Here is a 16,431-nt window from a genome sequence, read left to right on the forward strand (position 1 = left end):
GTACATCAGCTACCTTTCCACCAAACATTTGTTAGGTGTGAGGCTTCGAAGCTAGCAGTCGGCTCGGACAAGCGGGAGGCCCTGTGGATAACTCGCTGCGCGGCCGGACCGTCGTCGTCACGGGCGGTACACGGGGCGTCGGGGCCGGGATCGCCCGGGCCTTCGCCGAGGCCGGTGCCCAGGTGCTGGCCTGTGCCCGCCGACCGCCCGAACCACCCCTCGGCGGCGTCGGCTTCGCCCCGCTCGACCTCCGCGACCCGCCCGCCGTACGCGCCTTCTTCGACGCCCTGCCCCGCGTCGACGTGCTCGTCAACAACGCGGGCGGCACCCCCTACCGGCCGCTCGCCGACGCGGACGCCGAGCGGCACGCCCGGGTGATCGAACTGAACCTCGTCACCCCGCTGACCGCCTCCCTCGCCGCGTACGAACACCTGAAGAGGAGCCGGGGGACGGTGGTGATGATCGGCAGCGTCAGCGGCAGCCGTCCCTCCCCGGGCTCCGCCGCCTACGGCGCGGCCAAGGCAGGGCTGGAGAACCTGGCCAGGTCGATGGCGGTGGAATGGGCGCCGGAGGTCCGGGTCAACACTCTGGTCGTGGGCATGGTCCGCACCGAGCTGGCCCACCTGCACTACGGCGGCCAGGACGGAATCGAAGCCGTCTCCCGCACCGTCCCGCTCGGACGCCTCGCCGCCCCGTCCGACGTCGGCGCCGCCGCCGTCTTCCTCGCCTCCGACGCGGCCCGCTACATCAGCGGGGCGAGCCTCCTCGTACACGGGGGCGGAGAGCGGCCGGCCTTCCTGGACGCGGCAACCGCCAACAAGGAGGACTGAGATGAGCGGAATCTGCACGGGCCGGGTCGTCGTCGTCACCGGAGCCGGGCGCGGACTCGGCCGGGCCCACGCGCTCGCCTTCGCCGCCGAGGGAGCCCGGGTCGTCGTCAACGACCTCGGTGTCGGTCTCGACGGCCTGCCGGGACCGGACAGTCCCGCCGGGGCCGTCGTGGACGAGATCCGGGCGGCGGGCGGCGAGGCGGTGGCCCACGGCGGCGACATCGCGACCACCGAGGGGGCCGCCTCGCTGATCAGGACCGCTGTGCGGACGTACCGCCGTCTCGACACCCTCGTCAACAACGCCGGATTCCTGCGCGACCGCATGCTGGTCAACCTCGACGAGGACGACTGGGACGCCGTTCTCCGCGTCCATCTCAAGGGGCACTTCCTGCCGCTGAAGCACGCCGCCGCGCACTGGCGGGCCGAGGCCAAGGCGGGGCGGACGCCGGCCGCCCGGGTCGTCAACACCAGCAGCGGCGCGGGACTGCTCGGCTCGGTCGGGCAGGGGAACTACAGCGCCGCCAAGGCGGGGATCGTGGGTCTCACCCTGGTCGCGGCGGCCGAGCTGCGCAGGTACGGGGTGCAGGTCAACGCCATCGCCCCGGCGGCCCGCACGCGCATGACGGAACGCACCTTCGCCGAGACCATGGCGGCCCCGGGCACCGGCTTCGACGCCATGGCCCCCGGGAACGTCTCCCCGCTGGTGGTCTGGCTGGGCTCGGCCGCGTCCGCCGGCGTGACCGGCCGGGTCTTCGAGACGGAGGGCGGCCGCATCACCGTCATGGAGGGCTGGCGGCCGGGCCCGACCGCCGACAAGGGTGCGCGGTGGACGCCGGCCGAGGCGGGGGAGGCGGCACTGAAGCTGCTGGCGGAGGCGGAGGTTCCGGGGGCGGTGTACGGGGCGTAGCGACCTACCGGGGCGGGGCTCAGCCGGTCAGCCGGGCGGCGGCCGCCTGCTGCCGCTCGCTCATGATCCCGAGGAAACGGATCACGGTGTTCAGTTCCTCCGTGCTGAACGCCTCGCACGCCTCGACGACGTCGCGCGCCCAGTCCTCGAAGAACGCGGCCAGTTCGGTGAGTTTCTCCTTGTTCAGCTCGACGAGCACCCGGCGTTTGTCCGTGGGGTGTCCGACCCTGCGGACGAACCCCTTGCTCTCCAGGCGGTCCACCAGCCCGGTGACGGAGGCGGGCGCCAGGCCGGTCAGCTCCGCGAGGTCCTTCGCGGTGAGCGGGCCCTTGCGCTGCAGGTAGTCGAGGGTCTTCGTCTCAGTGGCGTTCAGCCCCTGCTTCGCGGCGACCGCCGAATGGAACATGATCGTGACGGCGCTGTGCGCGCGCCCCACGTCCATCAGCCGCCGCAGCGTCTCGGCCCGCGCGTCCGCCTCGGCCCGCGCGTCCGCCTCGGGCCACCCGCCCGCCTTGTCCTGTGTGCCGGTCATGTGTCCAGGCTACCAACAATTTCGTTCGGTCGAACTAAGTACTTGCGGAGGCGCTCCCGTCCGTGCCAGTCTTTCGTTCGGTCGAACGAAATAAATCCGGATCCAACGGGAGACACCCATGTCCGCAGCTCTCGCCCCATCCCCGCCCGCCACGGCGGAGCCCCACCCCCACCGCTGGGCCGCCGCCGTCGTGATGATGATCGCGGCGCTGATGGACCTCATGGACGTGACCATCGTGAACGTCGCGATCCCGTCCATCGGCCACGACCTGCACGCCTCCCCGAGCGACCTGCAATGGCTGGTCTCCGCCTACCTCCTCGGATTCGCCGCCGCCCTGATCGTGTGCGGCCACCTCGGGGACCGCTTCGGACGCCGGGCACTCTTCCTCGCCGGTACGGCGGGCTTCGGACTGGCGAGCCTGGCCTGCGGGGCGGCGCAGTCGCCCGGCCAGCTCATCGCCGCCCGGGCGGTGCAGGGCGTGATGGCGGCGGTGCTGGTGCCGCAGGTGATCGGTTCCTTCCGCACCCTGTTCCAGGGCAAGGAACGCGGGGCCGCCTTCGGGATGTACGGTGCCGTCGCCGGATTCGCCTCGGCGGTCGGGCTGCTGCTCGGCGGACTGCTCACCGACGCCGACCTGTTCGGCTGGGGCTGGCGGTCGGTGTTCCTGGTGAACGTGCCGGTGGCGCTCGCCACCTTCGCCGCCGGACTGCTGCTGGTGCCGGCCACCCGGGAACGGTCGGCGGGACGCCCGGACGTACTGGGCAGCCTGGTCCTGGCCGCCGGTCTGGTGGCGATCGTGCTGCCGCTGGTGCAGGGCCGGGAGAACGGCTGGCCGCTGTGGGGCTGGGCCTGCCTCACCGCCGGCACGGCCGCGGTCGCCGGACTCGGGGTGTACGAGGCGCGGCGCCGCCGGGCTCGGACCGTGCCGCTGCTGCCCGCACGGGTCTTCCGGCTGCCCGCCTTCTCCGTCGGCGTCCTGGTCCAGCTGCTGTTCTCCCTCGGCATGCAGGGCTTCTTCCTCGTCTTCGCCATCTGGCTGCAGGGCGGCGAGGGCTACACACCGCTGCAGGCCGGCGTGGTGACCGTGGCCTTCTCCGTCGGCAGCTTCCTGACCGCGCCCGCCGCCGACGTGCTCGCCGTGAAGTACGGGCGGAGCGTGCTCGGAGCCGGCGCGCTGCTCATGGCGGGCGGCTTCGGCTGGGTGTGGGCAGCCGTCGACCGTGCCGCCGCCGTGCACACCGGGGCCTGGCCGCTGGCGCCCGGACTGGTCGTCGCCGGGGCCGGCCTCGGCTTCCTCGTGGTGCCGCTGGTGAACGTGGTGCTGTCCGCGGTGCCCGGCGAACTCGCCGGCGGAGCCTCCGGGATCTTCTCCACGGCCCAGCAGTTCGGTGGCGCACTCGGTGCGGCGGTGGTCGGAACGGTGTTCTTCGACCACGCCGACCACGGACTGACCGATGCCCTCGAAACCGCGATGCCCTGGGTGACCGGAGGGTTCCTGGTGTGCGCCGCCCTGTGCGCCGCACTGCCCCGGCGGGCCGTGACGGACCACGAGGGATGACACGAGCGCCGCACGGCGCCACCGCGGGGGCGGGATCCGCACCACGGATCCCGCCCCCCGCCGTTCCTACGTGTCGCACTCCAGCACCGTCCGGCACAACGAGCACCGCGCCCGCACCCGCCCCCGTACCGGCACCCGGATCCGCTGGTGGCACGTCGGGCAGGGGAAGGACACACGCAGCCGGCCGCCGCCGTCGGGGGAGAACGCGTAGGGGAGGCCGGGCTCGGCACCTGGGCCGTGACGGCGGTCCCGCGCGTAACGGCGCCGCCCCGCCCAGCCGGCCGCGGTCAACGGCGGCTGCTGCTCGTCCCGGCGAGCCCGGGCCATGCCCTTCACATACGCCGTGTACGCCTGCGGGCTGGTGAACCACACCGAGGGATCCTCGTGAAAGACCAGGGCTCGCTTGGCCAGCACATAACCGAACTCCTCCGGCGTGAGGTAGCCCAGCTTCTGCGAGGAGGCGGCGTCCTCCCGGTAGGCGTCCAGCAGCAGCCAGCCCGCCCCCAGATACGTCGCCGCGGTGTCCGTGAGGATCTCGTTCTCCGCCGTGCTCGGGAAGGACAGGTCCAGACGGTGCAGATAGACGTGCGTCACCTCATGGGCGAGCGCCGCGCCGATGTCCCTGCGATGGGTGCGGAAGCGGTCGTTCAGCTCCACGAAGTACTCCGGCCCCGCCGCGAGTTCGACGTTCGCCGCATGCGTCATCTCGCGAAAGCCCACGATCAGCCGGGCATCCGGCAACCGGAAGTGCCGCACCAGCTCACGGGCCACGCGATGCGCCCCCAGATACAGGTCGTCGGTGTCGCAGAAGGCCACGTCCGCCGGGGCCACCGAGGTGGCGAAGGTCTGGACCGTGTCGCACGACAGACGCCTGTACAGCGCGGTGACGGCGGCCCGCACCGTCTCCAGATGTGGGTAGCCGTGCTCGACCGGTCCGCCGTTCGCCACGTCCGTACCCCCAAAGACGTTCGGGCCTCCCCTCCACTCTATGCGGGGACCCGCGGCACAGCGCCCGCCGACGAAGACACCCTCGCCCCTTAGGGTGGACATCCATGACCACCAGCAACACCGGTACCGGTGCCGTCGACCCGTCCGTCCGCGAGGAACTCGAGCGACTGCGGGACAGCATCGACAACATCGACGCGGCCGTCGTCCACATGCTCGCCGAGCGCTTCAAGGCCACCCAGCAAGTGGGTCGGCTCAAGGCCGTCCACCAGCTGCCGCCGGCCGACCCCGACCGCGAGGCCCGCCAGATCGCCCGCCTGCGCAGCCTCGCCGAGAACGCGAAGCTCGACCCGGCGTTCGCCGAGAAGTTCCTCAACTTCATCATCGCCGAAGTCATCAGGCACCACGAACGCATCGCCGAGGACACCGTCAACCACCAGGCATCCAACGCCGGCTGACCACCGACCGCAGGCCCCGGCGGACCGCCGGCGCGCACGCATCGTCAATCGGCGGGCACCCGCTGTCAGTGCCCGGACGTAAGCTGGATGTCCACGCGGGAGGGACGTCGGGCCATGCTGTCGGATGCCAAGATCCTCATCGTCGACGACCACAAGGACACGCTGTACGCCCTGGAGAGCGCGCTGGCCCCGCTGGGCTACCGGCTCGGCCGCGCCACCAGCGGCGACGAGGCACTCAAGCAGGTGCTGCGCGGCCAGGTCGGCCTCCTGCTGCTCGACGTGCGCATGCCCGGCGTCAGCGGCCTGGACGTCGTCCGCTATCTGCGCCGCCTCGAACAGACCCAGCACATACCGGTCATCCTGCTCACCGGCTTCGGCCCCGACCAGGAACTCACCGCCACCGCCTTCGCCCTCGGCGTCGCCGACCTCGTCCTCAAACCCGTCGACCCCTGGGCCCTGCGCACCAAGGTCCGCTACCTCTACGACACCCACCAACGCCGGCTCGCACTGGAACAGGAGATCCGCGACCTACGCGCCCTCGTCAAAGGCCCCGCCCAGGCCCAGGACCACACCCCGCCCCCCTCCCCGCCCCACCCCGACACCCACGGGGCGCCCCGGCGCGACGCGCACCGCACCGGCGCGACGCACGAACGACCCTGACCCGGCGCACACCCCAACGCCCCGGAGCAGACCGGACATACGCCGCGTACCGATCCGCCCCTGTGCCGTCCCGACGACATCAGGCAGCATGTCGTGCATGTCCGTACTGACGCGCGACGAAGCGCAGACACGTGCCCAGATCCTCGACGTCCACCGCTACACCATCGACCTCGACCTGACCACAGGCGACGAGGCCTTCGACTCGCACACCGCCATCCGGTTCACCGTGCGGTCGGACAGCGCCACCGTGGACACCTTCGTCGAGATCAAGCCCGCCGAACTGCGCTCCGTCACCCTCGACGGACAGCCCCTCGACCCGGAAACCCTCGACCAGAACCGGCTCCCCCTCAAAGACCTCACCCCCGGTGAGCACGAACTGCGCATCGACGCACAGATGCGCTACTCCCGCACCGGCGAGGGAATGCACCGCTTCACCGACCCCACCGACGGCGAGACCTACGTCTACACCCAGGGCTTCCTCGACGACGTGCAGCGCATCTTCGCCGCCTTCGACCAGCCCGACCTCAAAGCCGTCTTCGAACTGACCGTGAAGGCCCCCGAAGGCTGGACCGTCCTCACCAACAGCATCACCGAACGCCTGGACGACGGCCGCTGGCAGGCCGCCCCCACCCCCGCACTGTCCACCTACCTCGTCGCCGTCGCCGCCGGCCCCTTCCACTCCGTACGCACCGAACACCGCGGCCTGCCCTTCGGCATCCACTGCCGCCGCTCCCTCGCCCCCCACCTCGACGCCGACGCCGACGAGATCCTCGACGTCACGCGCGCGTGCTTCGACCGCTACCACGAGAAGTTCGACGAGCCCTACCCCTTCGACTCCTACGACCAGGCGTTCGTCCCCGAATTCAACGCCGGCGCCATGGAGAACCCCGGACTCGTCACCTTCGCCGACAAGTTCGTCTACCGCTCCGCCGTCACCGACACCGAACGGCAGACCCGCGCCATGGTCATCGCCCACGAGATGGCCCACATGTGGTTCGGCGACCTCGTCACCCTCAAATGGTGGGACGACATCTGGCTCAACGAGTCCTTCGCCGAGTTCATGGGCTACCAGACCACCCTCGAAGCCACCCGCTTCACCGAACCCTGGGTCGAATTCGGCGTCGTCCGCAAATCCTGGGGCTACGACGCCGACCAACGTCCCTCCACCCACCCCGTCGCCCCCGAAGCCGTCGACGACACCGCCGCCGCCCTCCTCAACTTCGACGGCATCTCCTACGCCAAGGGCGCCTCCGCCCTGCGCCAGCTCGTCGCCTGGCTCGGCGAGAAGGACTTCCTGGCCGGCATCAACACCCACTTCGCCCGCCACAAGTTCGCCAACGCCACCCTCGCCGACTTCATCGACTCCCTCGCCGCCACCACCGAACGCGACGTCCACGCCTGGGCCGACGCCTGGCTGCGCACCACCGGCGTCGACACCCTCACCCCACGCCTCACCACCGCCGACGGCACCTGCACCCTCACCGTGGAACACGCCGGCAGCCGCCCCCACCGCATCACCGCCGGCCTCTACGACCAGGACCTCGGCGACGACGGCCGGCTCACCCTGCGCGAACGCATCGACATCGACGTCCCGCAGACCACCCCGCAGTCCCTCGGCAAACACCCCGCACTGCTCGTCCTCAACGACGGCGACCTGACCTACGCCAAGATCCGCTTCGACCCCGACTCCTTCCAGGCCGTACGAGAGCACCTGTCCGGCCTGCCCGACCCGCTCACCCGGGCCGTGGTGTGGAACGCCCTCAGGGACACGGTCCGCGACGGCGAACTCCCGCCCACCGCCTACCTGGACACCGCCCGCGCCCACCTCCCGCACGAGACCGACCTCGCCCTCGTCCAGGCCGTACTGGACTTCGCCCACACCCACATCGCCGACCGCTACCTGACACCCGAGGAACGGCCCGCCGCCCTCACCACCCTCACCGCACTGTGCCGCGACCTCATCCGCCGCACCGAGGACGGCGACCACCCCGACCTGCGCCTGATCGCCGTACGCCACTTCATCGACGTCGCCGCCCACCCCGACACCATCGCCGCCTGGCTCGCCGACGGCACCGTGCCCGGCGGACCGGAACTCGACCCCGAACTGCGCTGGCGCATCCTGGGCCGGCTCGCCGTCCTCGGCGCCACCGACGACACCGCCATCGCCGCCGAACTCGAACGCGACCCGAGCGCCAGCGGCCAGGAAGGCGCCGCCCGCTGCCGGGCCGCCCTGCCCGACCCGGACACCAAGCGCCGCGCCTGGGAACAGATGTTCACCGACGACAACCTCTCCAACTACCTCTTCGCGGCCACCGCCCAGGGCTTCTGGCAGCCCGAACAAGCCGACCTCGTACGGGAGTACTTGCCCCGCTACTACGAGGACGCCGTCGCCGTCGCCGCCCGCCGCGGACCCGCCATCGCCGTCGCCGCCGGCCGCGTCGCCTTCCCCGCCCACGCCGTCGACACCGAGAACCTCAGCCTCGGCGAGGCCTGCCTGCGCGACGCCGCCCCCGTCACCGCCCTGCGCCGCAAACTCGCCGACGAACTCGACGACCTGGCCCGGGCACTGCGCGTACGCCAGGCCCACAACCAGCCCTGACACCGGCGAGCGGGCCACGCCCCCTCCCCGCCGACGACGCCATGGACCGGTCGTCGCTCCAGGCCCACCACAGCCCCGAGCACGACCGGCCGGGCGGCGCGGTTCGCGTCAGCCCCCGCCGACGCGCAACTCGGCCCGCCGCACACTCCGTTCCCGCGGACCCGCCCGCCGGTTGCCGACCTCCGGACCCAACGCCGACTCCTCCTCCAGCACGAAACCGAGCCGCTCGAGGAAACACTCACCCGGCCGCCAGCCCGGCGGCACCGTCGCCCGCACCCGGGAGACACCCTCCGCACGCTCCAGCAGCGAACCGGCCACCGCCCGGCCCAGCCCCCGGCCACGCGCCCACGGCGCCAGCAGGAACATCCCCACCGACACGGCACCGGGCTCCGGATGGTCCCGCACCGCGTCCACGAGCCCCGTCACCACCCCGTCCCGCTCCACCACCAGGAGCACCTTGTCCTCAGGCCGCGCCCCCTCCGGCAGCCCGTAGAACAGACTCTGCACATCACCCGGCGCCGACGGCAGCCCGGTCGCCGCCACGAACCAGTCCTCACACGCATCGAACAAGGCCAGCAGCGGCCCCTCGTCCGCCGGCACCGGCTCCCGGACCACCACCCGCTCACCGGGCACGTCCACCATCCACGTATCAGTCATCCGAGGAAAACTACCCACCCTCCGGCACTCACCCAACACACTTTCCCCGCACGCGAGTACCCACTTTCGGGTTGAGATCGCCGGGCTTCCCGGGCGCGCCGCCCCCTCCCCGTACAAGCTGGAACCACAGCCGCGGACGCACCCTCGCCCGCGCCCGGAGGAGAGCCCATGAGCATGCCGCCCCTCGCCTCAGGACCCGACGGCCCCGCAGCCCTGCGGCCGCTGCTCGACACCGTCCTCGACGCCCTGCGCGAAGGCAACCGCGCACGCGGCGGCCCCCTGCCCGAAGGCGGCCCGGAAACCGTCGCCGCCCGCATCGCCGACACCGTGGGCGACGTCCTGCCCCACAACGGCGACCCCGACGCCCTGCACACCCTCGTCCACGCCCTCGCCGAAGGCTCCGCCGACCCCGCCGACCCCCTGTGCACCGCCCACCTGCACTGCCCACCCCTCGCCGTCGCCACCGCCGCCGACCTCGCCGCCAGCACCCTCAACCCCTCCCTCGACTCCTGGGACCAGGCCCCGGCCGCCTCCGCCCTCGAAAACCTCGTCACCCGCGCCCTCGCCCACGAAATCGGCCTCGCCGACGCCCTCGTCACCACCGGCGGCACCGAGGCCAACCAACTCGCCCTGCTCCTCGCCCGCGAAGCACACGGCGGCAGCACCCGGCTCGTCTGCGCGGCGAGCGCCCACCACTCCCTGCCCCGCGCCGCCTGGCTGCTCGGCCTCCCCGACCCCGTCATCATCCCCGCACCGGCCGGCACCCTCGACCCCGCCGCCCTCGACGAAGCCCTCACCCGCCTGCCACGTCCCCTCACCGTCGCCGCCACCGCCGGCACCACCGACGCCGGACTCATCGACCCGCTCCCCGAGATCGCCGGCCTGTGCGCCGCCCACGGCGCCCGCCTCCACATCGACGCCGCCTACGGCGGCAGCCTCGTCTTCAGCGAACGCCACCGGGAAAAACTCGCCGGACTCGAAGCCGCCCACACCGTCACCCTCGACCTGCACAAACTCGGCTGGCAACCCATCGCCGCCGGACTCCTCGCCGTCGCCCGCCCCCGCGACCTCACCCCCCTCCACCAGCGCGCCGACTACCTCAACGCCGACGACGACACCGAAGCCGGCCACCCCGACCTGCTCGGCCGCTCCCTGCGCACCACCCGACGCCCCGACATCCTCAAAATCGCCGCCACCCTCAAAACCCTCGGCCGCACCGGCCTCGGCGCCCTCGTCGACCAGGTCTGCGCCCACGCCCGGCACTTCGCCGCCCTCGTCCAGGACCACCCCGGCTTCGAACTCTACGACCGGCCCGCCATCAGCACCGTCCTGTTCCGGCCCCAACACGCCACCGACGACGCCGTCGCCGACGTACGCCGCACCCTCCTGCACGACGGCCGGGCCGTCCTCGGCCGGGCCCGCATGGACGGCCGCCTCTGGCTCAAGGCCACCCTCCTCAACCCCCACACCAGACCCGACGACCTCACCCGCCTCCTGAAACTCGTGGAAGGAACCACCTCCCGATGAGCCCGACGCCCAACCCCCCACGCGACGAACCCGAACCACCACGCGACCTCGTCGGCATCGGCATCGGACCGTTCAACCTCTCCCTCGCCGCCCTCGCCCACCCACTCGCCGAACTCGACACCGTCTTCTACGAACAACGCCCCGGCTTCGACTGGCACCCCGGACTGCTCATCGACAACGCCCGCGTCCAGGTCCCCTTCCTCGCCGACCTCGTCACCCTCGCCGACCCCACCAGCCCCTGGACCTTCCTCAACTACCTCCGCGCCCGCGACCGGCTCTTCCCCTTCTACTTCGCCGAACGCTTCCACATCCAGCGCACCGAATACGACGCCTACTGCCGCTGGGCATCCCAGAACATCCCCGGACTACGCTTCTCCCACCAGGTCGACGCCGTCCGCTGGAACCCCGATCGCGACGCCTTCGAAGTCGACTACACCCAACTCGACACCGACGGAAACACCCACACCCTCGGCCGCACCTACACCAGGAACATCGCCCTCGGACTCGGCACCGAACCCCACATCCCCCAACCACTCACGCCCCTCGTCGAAGCCCCCGGCGTCCCCGTCATCCACGCCGCCGACTACCTCGACCACCGCGAGCGCCTCCTCGCCGCCGGCCACGTCACCGTCGTCGGCTCCGGACAGTCCGGCGCCGAAGTCTTCCTCGACCTCCTCCGCCACCGCCCACCCGGCCGCGAACAACTCCACTGGCTCGGCCGCACCGAAGCCTTCGCACCCATGGAGTACTCCAAGCTCGGCCTGGAACACTTCACCCCCGACTACACCCGCTACTTCCAAGCCCTCGACGAACCCGTCCGCGACCAACTCGTCGCCTCCCAGTGGCAGCTCCACAAAGGCATCGACGCCGACACCACCGCCGCCATCCACGACGAGCTCTACCGGCGCAGCCTCCACGGCGGCTGGCCCGACGCCGTCCTCACCCCCGGCGTCCACGTCCGCACCGCCGGACGCATCGCCACCACCAAAATCGAACTCCACCTTGAACACACCCGGCAAGGCACCCGGTCCCGCCTCACCACCAACGCCGTCGTCCTCGCCACCGGCTACCGCGAACGCCCCCTCGACCGCCTCCTCGCCGGCCTCGACCCCTACCTGCGCCGCGACAACCGCGAACGCCCCCGCGTCGACGAACACTTCCGCATGATCCTCGACCCCTGCGTCACCGGCGCCGTCTACGTACAGAGCGCCGGACTCCACACCCACGGCGTCGGCGCCCCCGACCTCGGCCTCGCCGCCTGGCGCAGCGCCACCATCCTCAACACACTCACCGGCAAGGACCCCTACCCCCTGCCCACCCGCACCGCCTTCACCACCTTCGGCCTCGACCGGCAACCACACCTCCCCGACACCCGCCGGCCCGCACCGACCCTCGTCCCCCTCATCGACAGCCGGTGACCCACCCGGCCGCCGACGGACCACACCACGCCGCCGACGGACCCCACCACGCCGACGGCGCCGGCGCGAAAACCGCCACCGACGCCGCCGACACGAAACCCCCCACCCGCTAGAACACGGGCGTGCCGTTCCGCGTGAGCCTCCAGTCCACCGACGCGAAGTCCTTCGGGTCCAGCACACCCTTCGCGGTCACCCACTCCGCGATCCGGGTCCGGATCTCCGTCGACTCCGACCACAACTCCTTCGCCGACGCCACATACGGGAACGCGCCACCACCATTGGCCCGGTAGTTGTTCACCGCCAGCACGAACTGCCGCGCGTCATCCAGCGCGGCACCGTCGTAGGTCAGGTTCCTGATCCGCGAACCCGCCGCCTGGGCGACATCGATCTCGTACCGCAGACCCGACACATAGTCGTAGTTGTAGTCCGGGCGGCCGTTCGCATTGGTCAGCTTCTCCACATCCACCACCGCGTCCGCGGCGGTCTGGACGAAGTACTCCGCCGAATACTCCAGGTACGCCCGGATCTGCGCCCCCGTCATCAGCTTCGCGACCAGCGTGTTGTCGTACACGTACAGACTCGACAGGTCCCGGATCGTCACATCGCCCGCCGGGATCTCCGAGGTGCGCGAGAACGGCGAGGCCTGCGCGATCACCGGCAGCGAGGCGTACTCGGTGCCCGCCAGGGCCGCCTTCACCACGTCCTCCTGGACCTTCGTGATCAGGTCGATGATCGCGGCGTCCTTGTACCGGGCCTCGACCGTCGTCAGGGTCTCGGTCGCGGTGCCGACGACCTGGTTGACGTACTGCACGACCTTCGCGTGCTCGTCCGTCAGCAGCTTGGTGATCTTGGGATCGTCGGCGACCGAGTTCGCGTTCAGCAGCGAGGCCGCGACCGACTCCACCTCCCACCGCCCCTTGTCGAACACCAACTCGATGTCGAACAGCGACAGGCGCTCCGCGAAGCACAACGGCTCCGACAACACGACCGTCCGGCCCGTCACCTCATTGGTGACCTTCAGCTCCGGAATCTCCACATGCGCATGCCCGACCAGGATCGCGTCGATCCCCGGCACCTGCCGGGCGACGTTCGCGGCCGCGTTCTCCACATACGGCACCTGGTCGCCGTACGAGGAGGTGCCCGAAGAGCCGCTGTGCGCCGACACCACCACCACGTCCGCACCCATCGACCGCAACTTCGGCACCCACTTCGCGGCCTGCTCCTCCAACCCCGGGAAGGTCAGCTTCCCCTGCACATACGCCTTGTCCCAGATCGCGATACCCGGGTTGGTGAGACCCAGGACAGCCACCTTCACCGGCGGCGCGCCCGGCACATGGAACTTCTTGATGAAGTACGGCGCGAAAGCCGGCTTCAGCGTCTTCGCGTCCAGCGCATTCGCACCGAGCAGCGGAAAGCGCAACTGCTGCTCGAACTTCCGCAGCGTCTCGATGCCGTAGTTGAACTCGTGGTTGCCCAGCGCCGCAGCGTCATACCCGATCGCGTTCATCGCCTGCGCCATCGGATGCACCGGGCCGCCCTTGGCGGTGATCGGGTCCACCTTCGCGTAGTAGTACGTCAGCGGAGTGCCCTGGATCGTGTCGCCCGCGTCCAGCAGCAACGTGTTGCAGCGGCCCTTCTGCTCACGCACCTGGTTCACCAGGGTCGAGACACGCGCCAGCCCCATCGCGTTGCCCGCCTTGTCGGAGTACTCCGCGTCCTTGAAGTAGTCCCAGTTGAAGACGTGCCCGTGCAGGTCGGTCGTGCCCATCACGGTCAGCGCATACCGCTTGGCATGCTTCGCGGGCTTCCTCACCTCGGCCGCCTCGGCCGCCTCGGCCGCCGGAGCCGCCGCCGCACCGGCGACCGCCACTCCCGCCCCCGTGGCGGCCGACTTCTTCAGGAACTTCCGACGGTTCAACGGCATGTCTCGTTCTCCTCGGGAAATGGTCAACGACGCGCGTAGATTCTGACGGGTGCATGGCTTACCGCAACAGATCCAACAGGTTGCGATCTGATGACCTGACCGGGCCAACTCCCAGCCCCCACAAGGGAAACGCGTGACAGAGTAGGACGTATGACCACCCCCCACGGCACCCCGGACGCCCCCCTCCTCATCGTCCGCGGCGAAGCCGAACTGGAAGTCGAACCCGAGATCGCCCGCATCACCGTCACCCTCAGCGCCCGCAACCGCGACCGCCGCACCACCCTCGACGACCTCACCCGCCGCAACACCACCACACTCGACCTGATCAAGTCCTACGGAGACGCCGTGGAACACCTCTCCACCGGCACGCTCTCCCTCACCCCCGAACTCACCGAACACGGCCGAGACGAACGCGTCCGCGCCTACCACGGCCACATCCACCTCACCGCCGAGCTCACCGACTTCACCCTCCTCGCAGAACTCACCACCCGCCTCGCCGACATGGAACTCACCCGCGTCGACGGACCCTGGTGGCTCCTTCGCCCCGACTCACCCGTACACCGCCAAGCCCGCCGAGAAGCCGTACGAGAAGCCGTCCAACGCGCCCACGAATACGCACACGCCCTCGACACCACCCTCGCCGCCCTCATCGAACTAGCCGACACCGGAACAGAACAGCCCAGGCCCACCCGAATGCCCTTCGAACGCGGAGCCCGCCGCGCCTCCCCGGCCGACACCGACCAAGCCCCCGAACCACTCGACCTCGAACCCCGGAAACTCCGCGTCAGCGCCCAGGTCAGCGCCCAATTCACCATGGCGCCACCCACGCTCCGCAACTGACCGATTCCCATATGGAATGCTCATCAGAGCGCCCGCCCGCACAATTCAACACTTGTCAACGAACCTTCATCCAGAGGTTGTTGAGAAGTCACGGCCCACGAATTCTCTACCGGCCGGTAAGGCCTACGCTCGAACCATGCGCCGAGCAAAAATCGTCTGCACCCTGGGCCCCGCCACCGACTCATACGACCAGATCAAGGCACTGGTAGAAGCCGGAATGGACGTCGCCCGATTCAACCTCAGCCACGGCGAACACGCCGACCACGAGGAGCGCTACCAAAACCTGCGAAAGGCCTCCGACGAGACCGGCCGCAGCATCGGGATCCTCGCCGACCTTCAAGGCCCGAAGATCCGACTCGGCCGCTTCACCGAAGGCCCCGTACTCCTTGAACGCGGCGACACCTTCACCATCACCGTCGAACCCGACACCCAAGGCGACCGCCACCAGTGCGGAACCACCCACTCCGGCCTCGCCCAAGACGTCACCCCCGGCGAACGCATCCTCGTCGACGACGGCAAAGTCTGCCTCGAAGTCACAGCCGTCGACGGCCCCCGCGTCCGCACCACGGTCGTCGAAGGCGGCATCATCTCCGACCACAAAGGCCTCAACCTCCCCGGTGTCGCCGTCTCCGTCCCCGCACTCTCCGAAAAAGACGAAGCCGACCTGCGCTGGGCGCTGCGCACCGGCTTCGACCTCATCGCCCTCTCCTTCGTCCGCAGCGGCAAGGACATCGACGACGTCCACCGCATCATGGACGAGGAGGACCGCCACCTCCCCGTGATCGCCAAAGTGGAGAAACCGCAGGCCGTCGACGCCATCGAGGACATCGTCGCCGCCTTCGACGGCATCATGGTCGCCCGCGGCGACCTCGGCGTCGAAATGCCCCTCGAACAGGTCCCCATCGTGCAGAAACGCGCGATCAAACTGGCCAAGCGCAACGCCAAGCCGGTCATCGTCGCCACCCAGATGCTGGACTCCATGATCGACAACTCGCGCCCCACCCGCGCGGAAGCCTCCGACGTCGCCAACGCAGTCCTCGACGGCACCGACGCGGTGATGCTCTCCGGCGAGACCAGCGTCGGAAAATACCCCGTCGAGACCGTCCGGACCATGGCCAGGATCGTCGAAGCGGCCGAGGAAGACATGCTGGCCAAGGGCCTGCCACCGCTCACCGAGAACAACAAACCCCGCACCCACGGCGGCGCCGTCGCCCGCGCGGCCGCCGAGATCGGCGACTTCCTCGGCGCCAAGTTCCTGGTCGCCTTCACCCAGTCCGGCGACACCGCCCGCCGCCTCTCCCGCTACCGCTCACCCATCCCCCTCCTCGCCCTCACCCCCGAACCGGCCACCCGCTCCCAGCTCAACGTCACCTGGGGCGCCGAAACCTTCCTCGTCCCAGGCGTCGGCTCCACCGACGCGATGGTCGACCAGGTGGACGAGCTGCTCCTCAACTCCGGCCGCTGCCGGAAGGGCGACCTCGTGGTCATCACGGCCGGCTCCCCGCCCGGCGTCTCCGGCTCCACGAACATGGTCCGGGTCCACCATGTCGGTGAGGACGACAGCCCGAAGTAGGGT

At 70.5% G+C, this 16,431-nt stretch carries 14 protein-coding genes; 10 read left to right on the plus strand and 4 right to left on the minus strand.

The window, feature by feature from the left end:
* The first annotated feature begins 83 nt into the window (after positions 1 to 83).
* The gene (locus tag ACFY0F_RS04640; protein WP_388788771.1) at positions 84 to 830 is read left to right on the plus strand and encodes an SDR family oxidoreductase; all 747 of its coding nucleotides are present in this window, start codon (positions 84 to 86) and stop codon (positions 828 to 830) included.
* Between the two features lies 1 nt (position 831).
* Positions 832 to 1,737 carry an SDR family oxidoreductase gene (locus tag ACFY0F_RS04645; protein ID WP_388788774.1) on the plus strand — a complete coding sequence of 302 codons (906 nt, stop codon included), beginning with the start codon at positions 832 to 834 and terminating at the stop codon, positions 1,735 to 1,737.
* Between the two features lie 19 nt (positions 1,738 to 1,756).
* On the opposite strand, the gene ACFY0F_RS04650 is transcribed toward ACFY0F_RS04645, so the two are convergent.
* Positions 1,757 to 2,269 carry a MarR family winged helix-turn-helix transcriptional regulator gene (locus tag ACFY0F_RS04650; RefSeq protein WP_388788777.1) on the minus strand — a complete coding sequence of 171 codons (513 nt, stop codon included), beginning with the start codon at positions 2,267 to 2,269 and terminating at the stop codon, positions 1,757 to 1,759.
* 118 nt (positions 2,270 to 2,387) lie between these two features.
* Between ACFY0F_RS04650 and ACFY0F_RS04655 the strand changes: the two genes are divergently transcribed.
* Complete coding sequence (locus ACFY0F_RS04655) at positions 2,388 to 3,827, plus strand: MFS transporter (protein ID WP_388788780.1); 1,440 nt, start codon at positions 2,388 to 2,390, stop codon at positions 3,825 to 3,827.
* Between the two features lie 66 nt (positions 3,828 to 3,893).
* On the opposite strand, the gene ACFY0F_RS04660 is transcribed toward ACFY0F_RS04655, so the two are convergent.
* Entirely contained in the window at positions 3,894 to 4,775 is an 882-nt protein-coding gene (locus ACFY0F_RS04660; RefSeq protein ID WP_388788783.1) for a hypothetical protein, read from the minus strand.
* A gap of 104 nt (positions 4,776 to 4,879) precedes the next feature.
* Between ACFY0F_RS04660 and ACFY0F_RS04665 the strand changes: the two genes are divergently transcribed.
* The 3 genes from ACFY0F_RS04665 to pepN all read left to right on the plus strand — a co-directional run bounded on the left by ACFY0F_RS04665 (position 4,880) and on the right by pepN (position 8,489).
* Complete coding sequence (locus ACFY0F_RS04665) at positions 4,880 to 5,230, plus strand: chorismate mutase (RefSeq protein ID WP_388788787.1); 351 nt, start codon at positions 4,880 to 4,882, stop codon at positions 5,228 to 5,230.
* A 114-nt stretch (positions 5,231 to 5,344) separates the two neighbouring features.
* On the plus strand, positions 5,345 to 5,890 hold the full coding sequence (locus tag ACFY0F_RS04670) for a two-component system response regulator (RefSeq protein ID WP_388788789.1): 546 nt from the start codon (positions 5,345 to 5,347) through the stop codon (positions 5,888 to 5,890).
* A 97-nt stretch (positions 5,891 to 5,987) separates the two neighbouring features.
* Positions 5,988 to 8,489: an aminopeptidase N gene (gene pepN, locus ACFY0F_RS04675; protein WP_388788792.1), complete on the plus strand. Its 2,502-nt coding sequence runs from the start codon at positions 5,988 to 5,990 to the stop codon at positions 8,487 to 8,489.
* A 108-nt stretch (positions 8,490 to 8,597) separates the two neighbouring features.
* Here the strand turns inward: pepN and ACFY0F_RS04680 are convergent, their stop codons facing one another.
* Entirely contained in the window at positions 8,598 to 9,146 is a 549-nt protein-coding gene (locus tag ACFY0F_RS04680) for a GNAT family N-acetyltransferase (RefSeq protein ID WP_388788795.1), read from the minus strand.
* Between the two features lie 168 nt (positions 9,147 to 9,314).
* On the opposite strand from ACFY0F_RS04680, the gene ACFY0F_RS04685 reads away from it, so the two are divergent.
* Both ACFY0F_RS04685 and ACFY0F_RS04690 read left to right on the plus strand, forming a co-directional pair.
* Positions 9,315 to 10,673, plus strand: a complete 1,359-nt coding sequence (locus ACFY0F_RS04685) for a pyridoxal phosphate-dependent decarboxylase family protein (RefSeq protein ID WP_388788798.1) — start codon at positions 9,315 to 9,317, stop codon at positions 10,671 to 10,673.
* Positions 10,670 to 12,091, plus strand: a complete 1,422-nt coding sequence (locus ACFY0F_RS04690) for a lysine N(6)-hydroxylase/L-ornithine N(5)-oxygenase family protein (RefSeq protein ID WP_388788801.1) — start codon at positions 10,670 to 10,672, stop codon at positions 12,089 to 12,091. The genes ACFY0F_RS04685 and ACFY0F_RS04690 overlap by 4 nt, the downstream gene beginning before the upstream one ends.
* 109 nt (positions 12,092 to 12,200) lie before the next feature.
* Here ACFY0F_RS04690 and ACFY0F_RS04695 read toward each other — a convergent pair whose 3' ends face one another.
* A complete protein-coding gene (locus tag ACFY0F_RS04695) occupies positions 12,201 to 14,015 on the minus strand; it encodes a bifunctional metallophosphatase/5'-nucleotidase (protein WP_388788803.1) in 1,815 nt (604 codons plus the stop codon).
* 150 nt (positions 14,016 to 14,165) lie between these two features.
* Between ACFY0F_RS04695 and ACFY0F_RS04700 the strand changes: the two genes are divergently transcribed.
* Together ACFY0F_RS04700 and pyk are read left to right on the plus strand one after the other, a co-directional pair.
* Positions 14,166 to 14,855, plus strand: a complete 690-nt coding sequence (locus tag ACFY0F_RS04700; RefSeq protein WP_388788806.1) for an SIMPL domain-containing protein — start codon at positions 14,166 to 14,168, stop codon at positions 14,853 to 14,855.
* A 136-nt stretch (positions 14,856 to 14,991) separates the two neighbouring features.
* Entirely contained in the window at positions 14,992 to 16,428 is a 1,437-nt protein-coding gene (gene pyk / locus ACFY0F_RS04705; protein ID WP_388788809.1) for a pyruvate kinase, read from the plus strand.
* Positions 16,429 to 16,431: the final 3 nt, after the last annotated feature.

The sequence above is a fragment of the Streptomyces sp. NPDC001544 genome, from assembly GCF_042894285.1.
Taxonomy (GTDB): Bacteria; Actinomycetota; Actinomycetes; order Streptomycetales; family Streptomycetaceae; genus Streptomyces.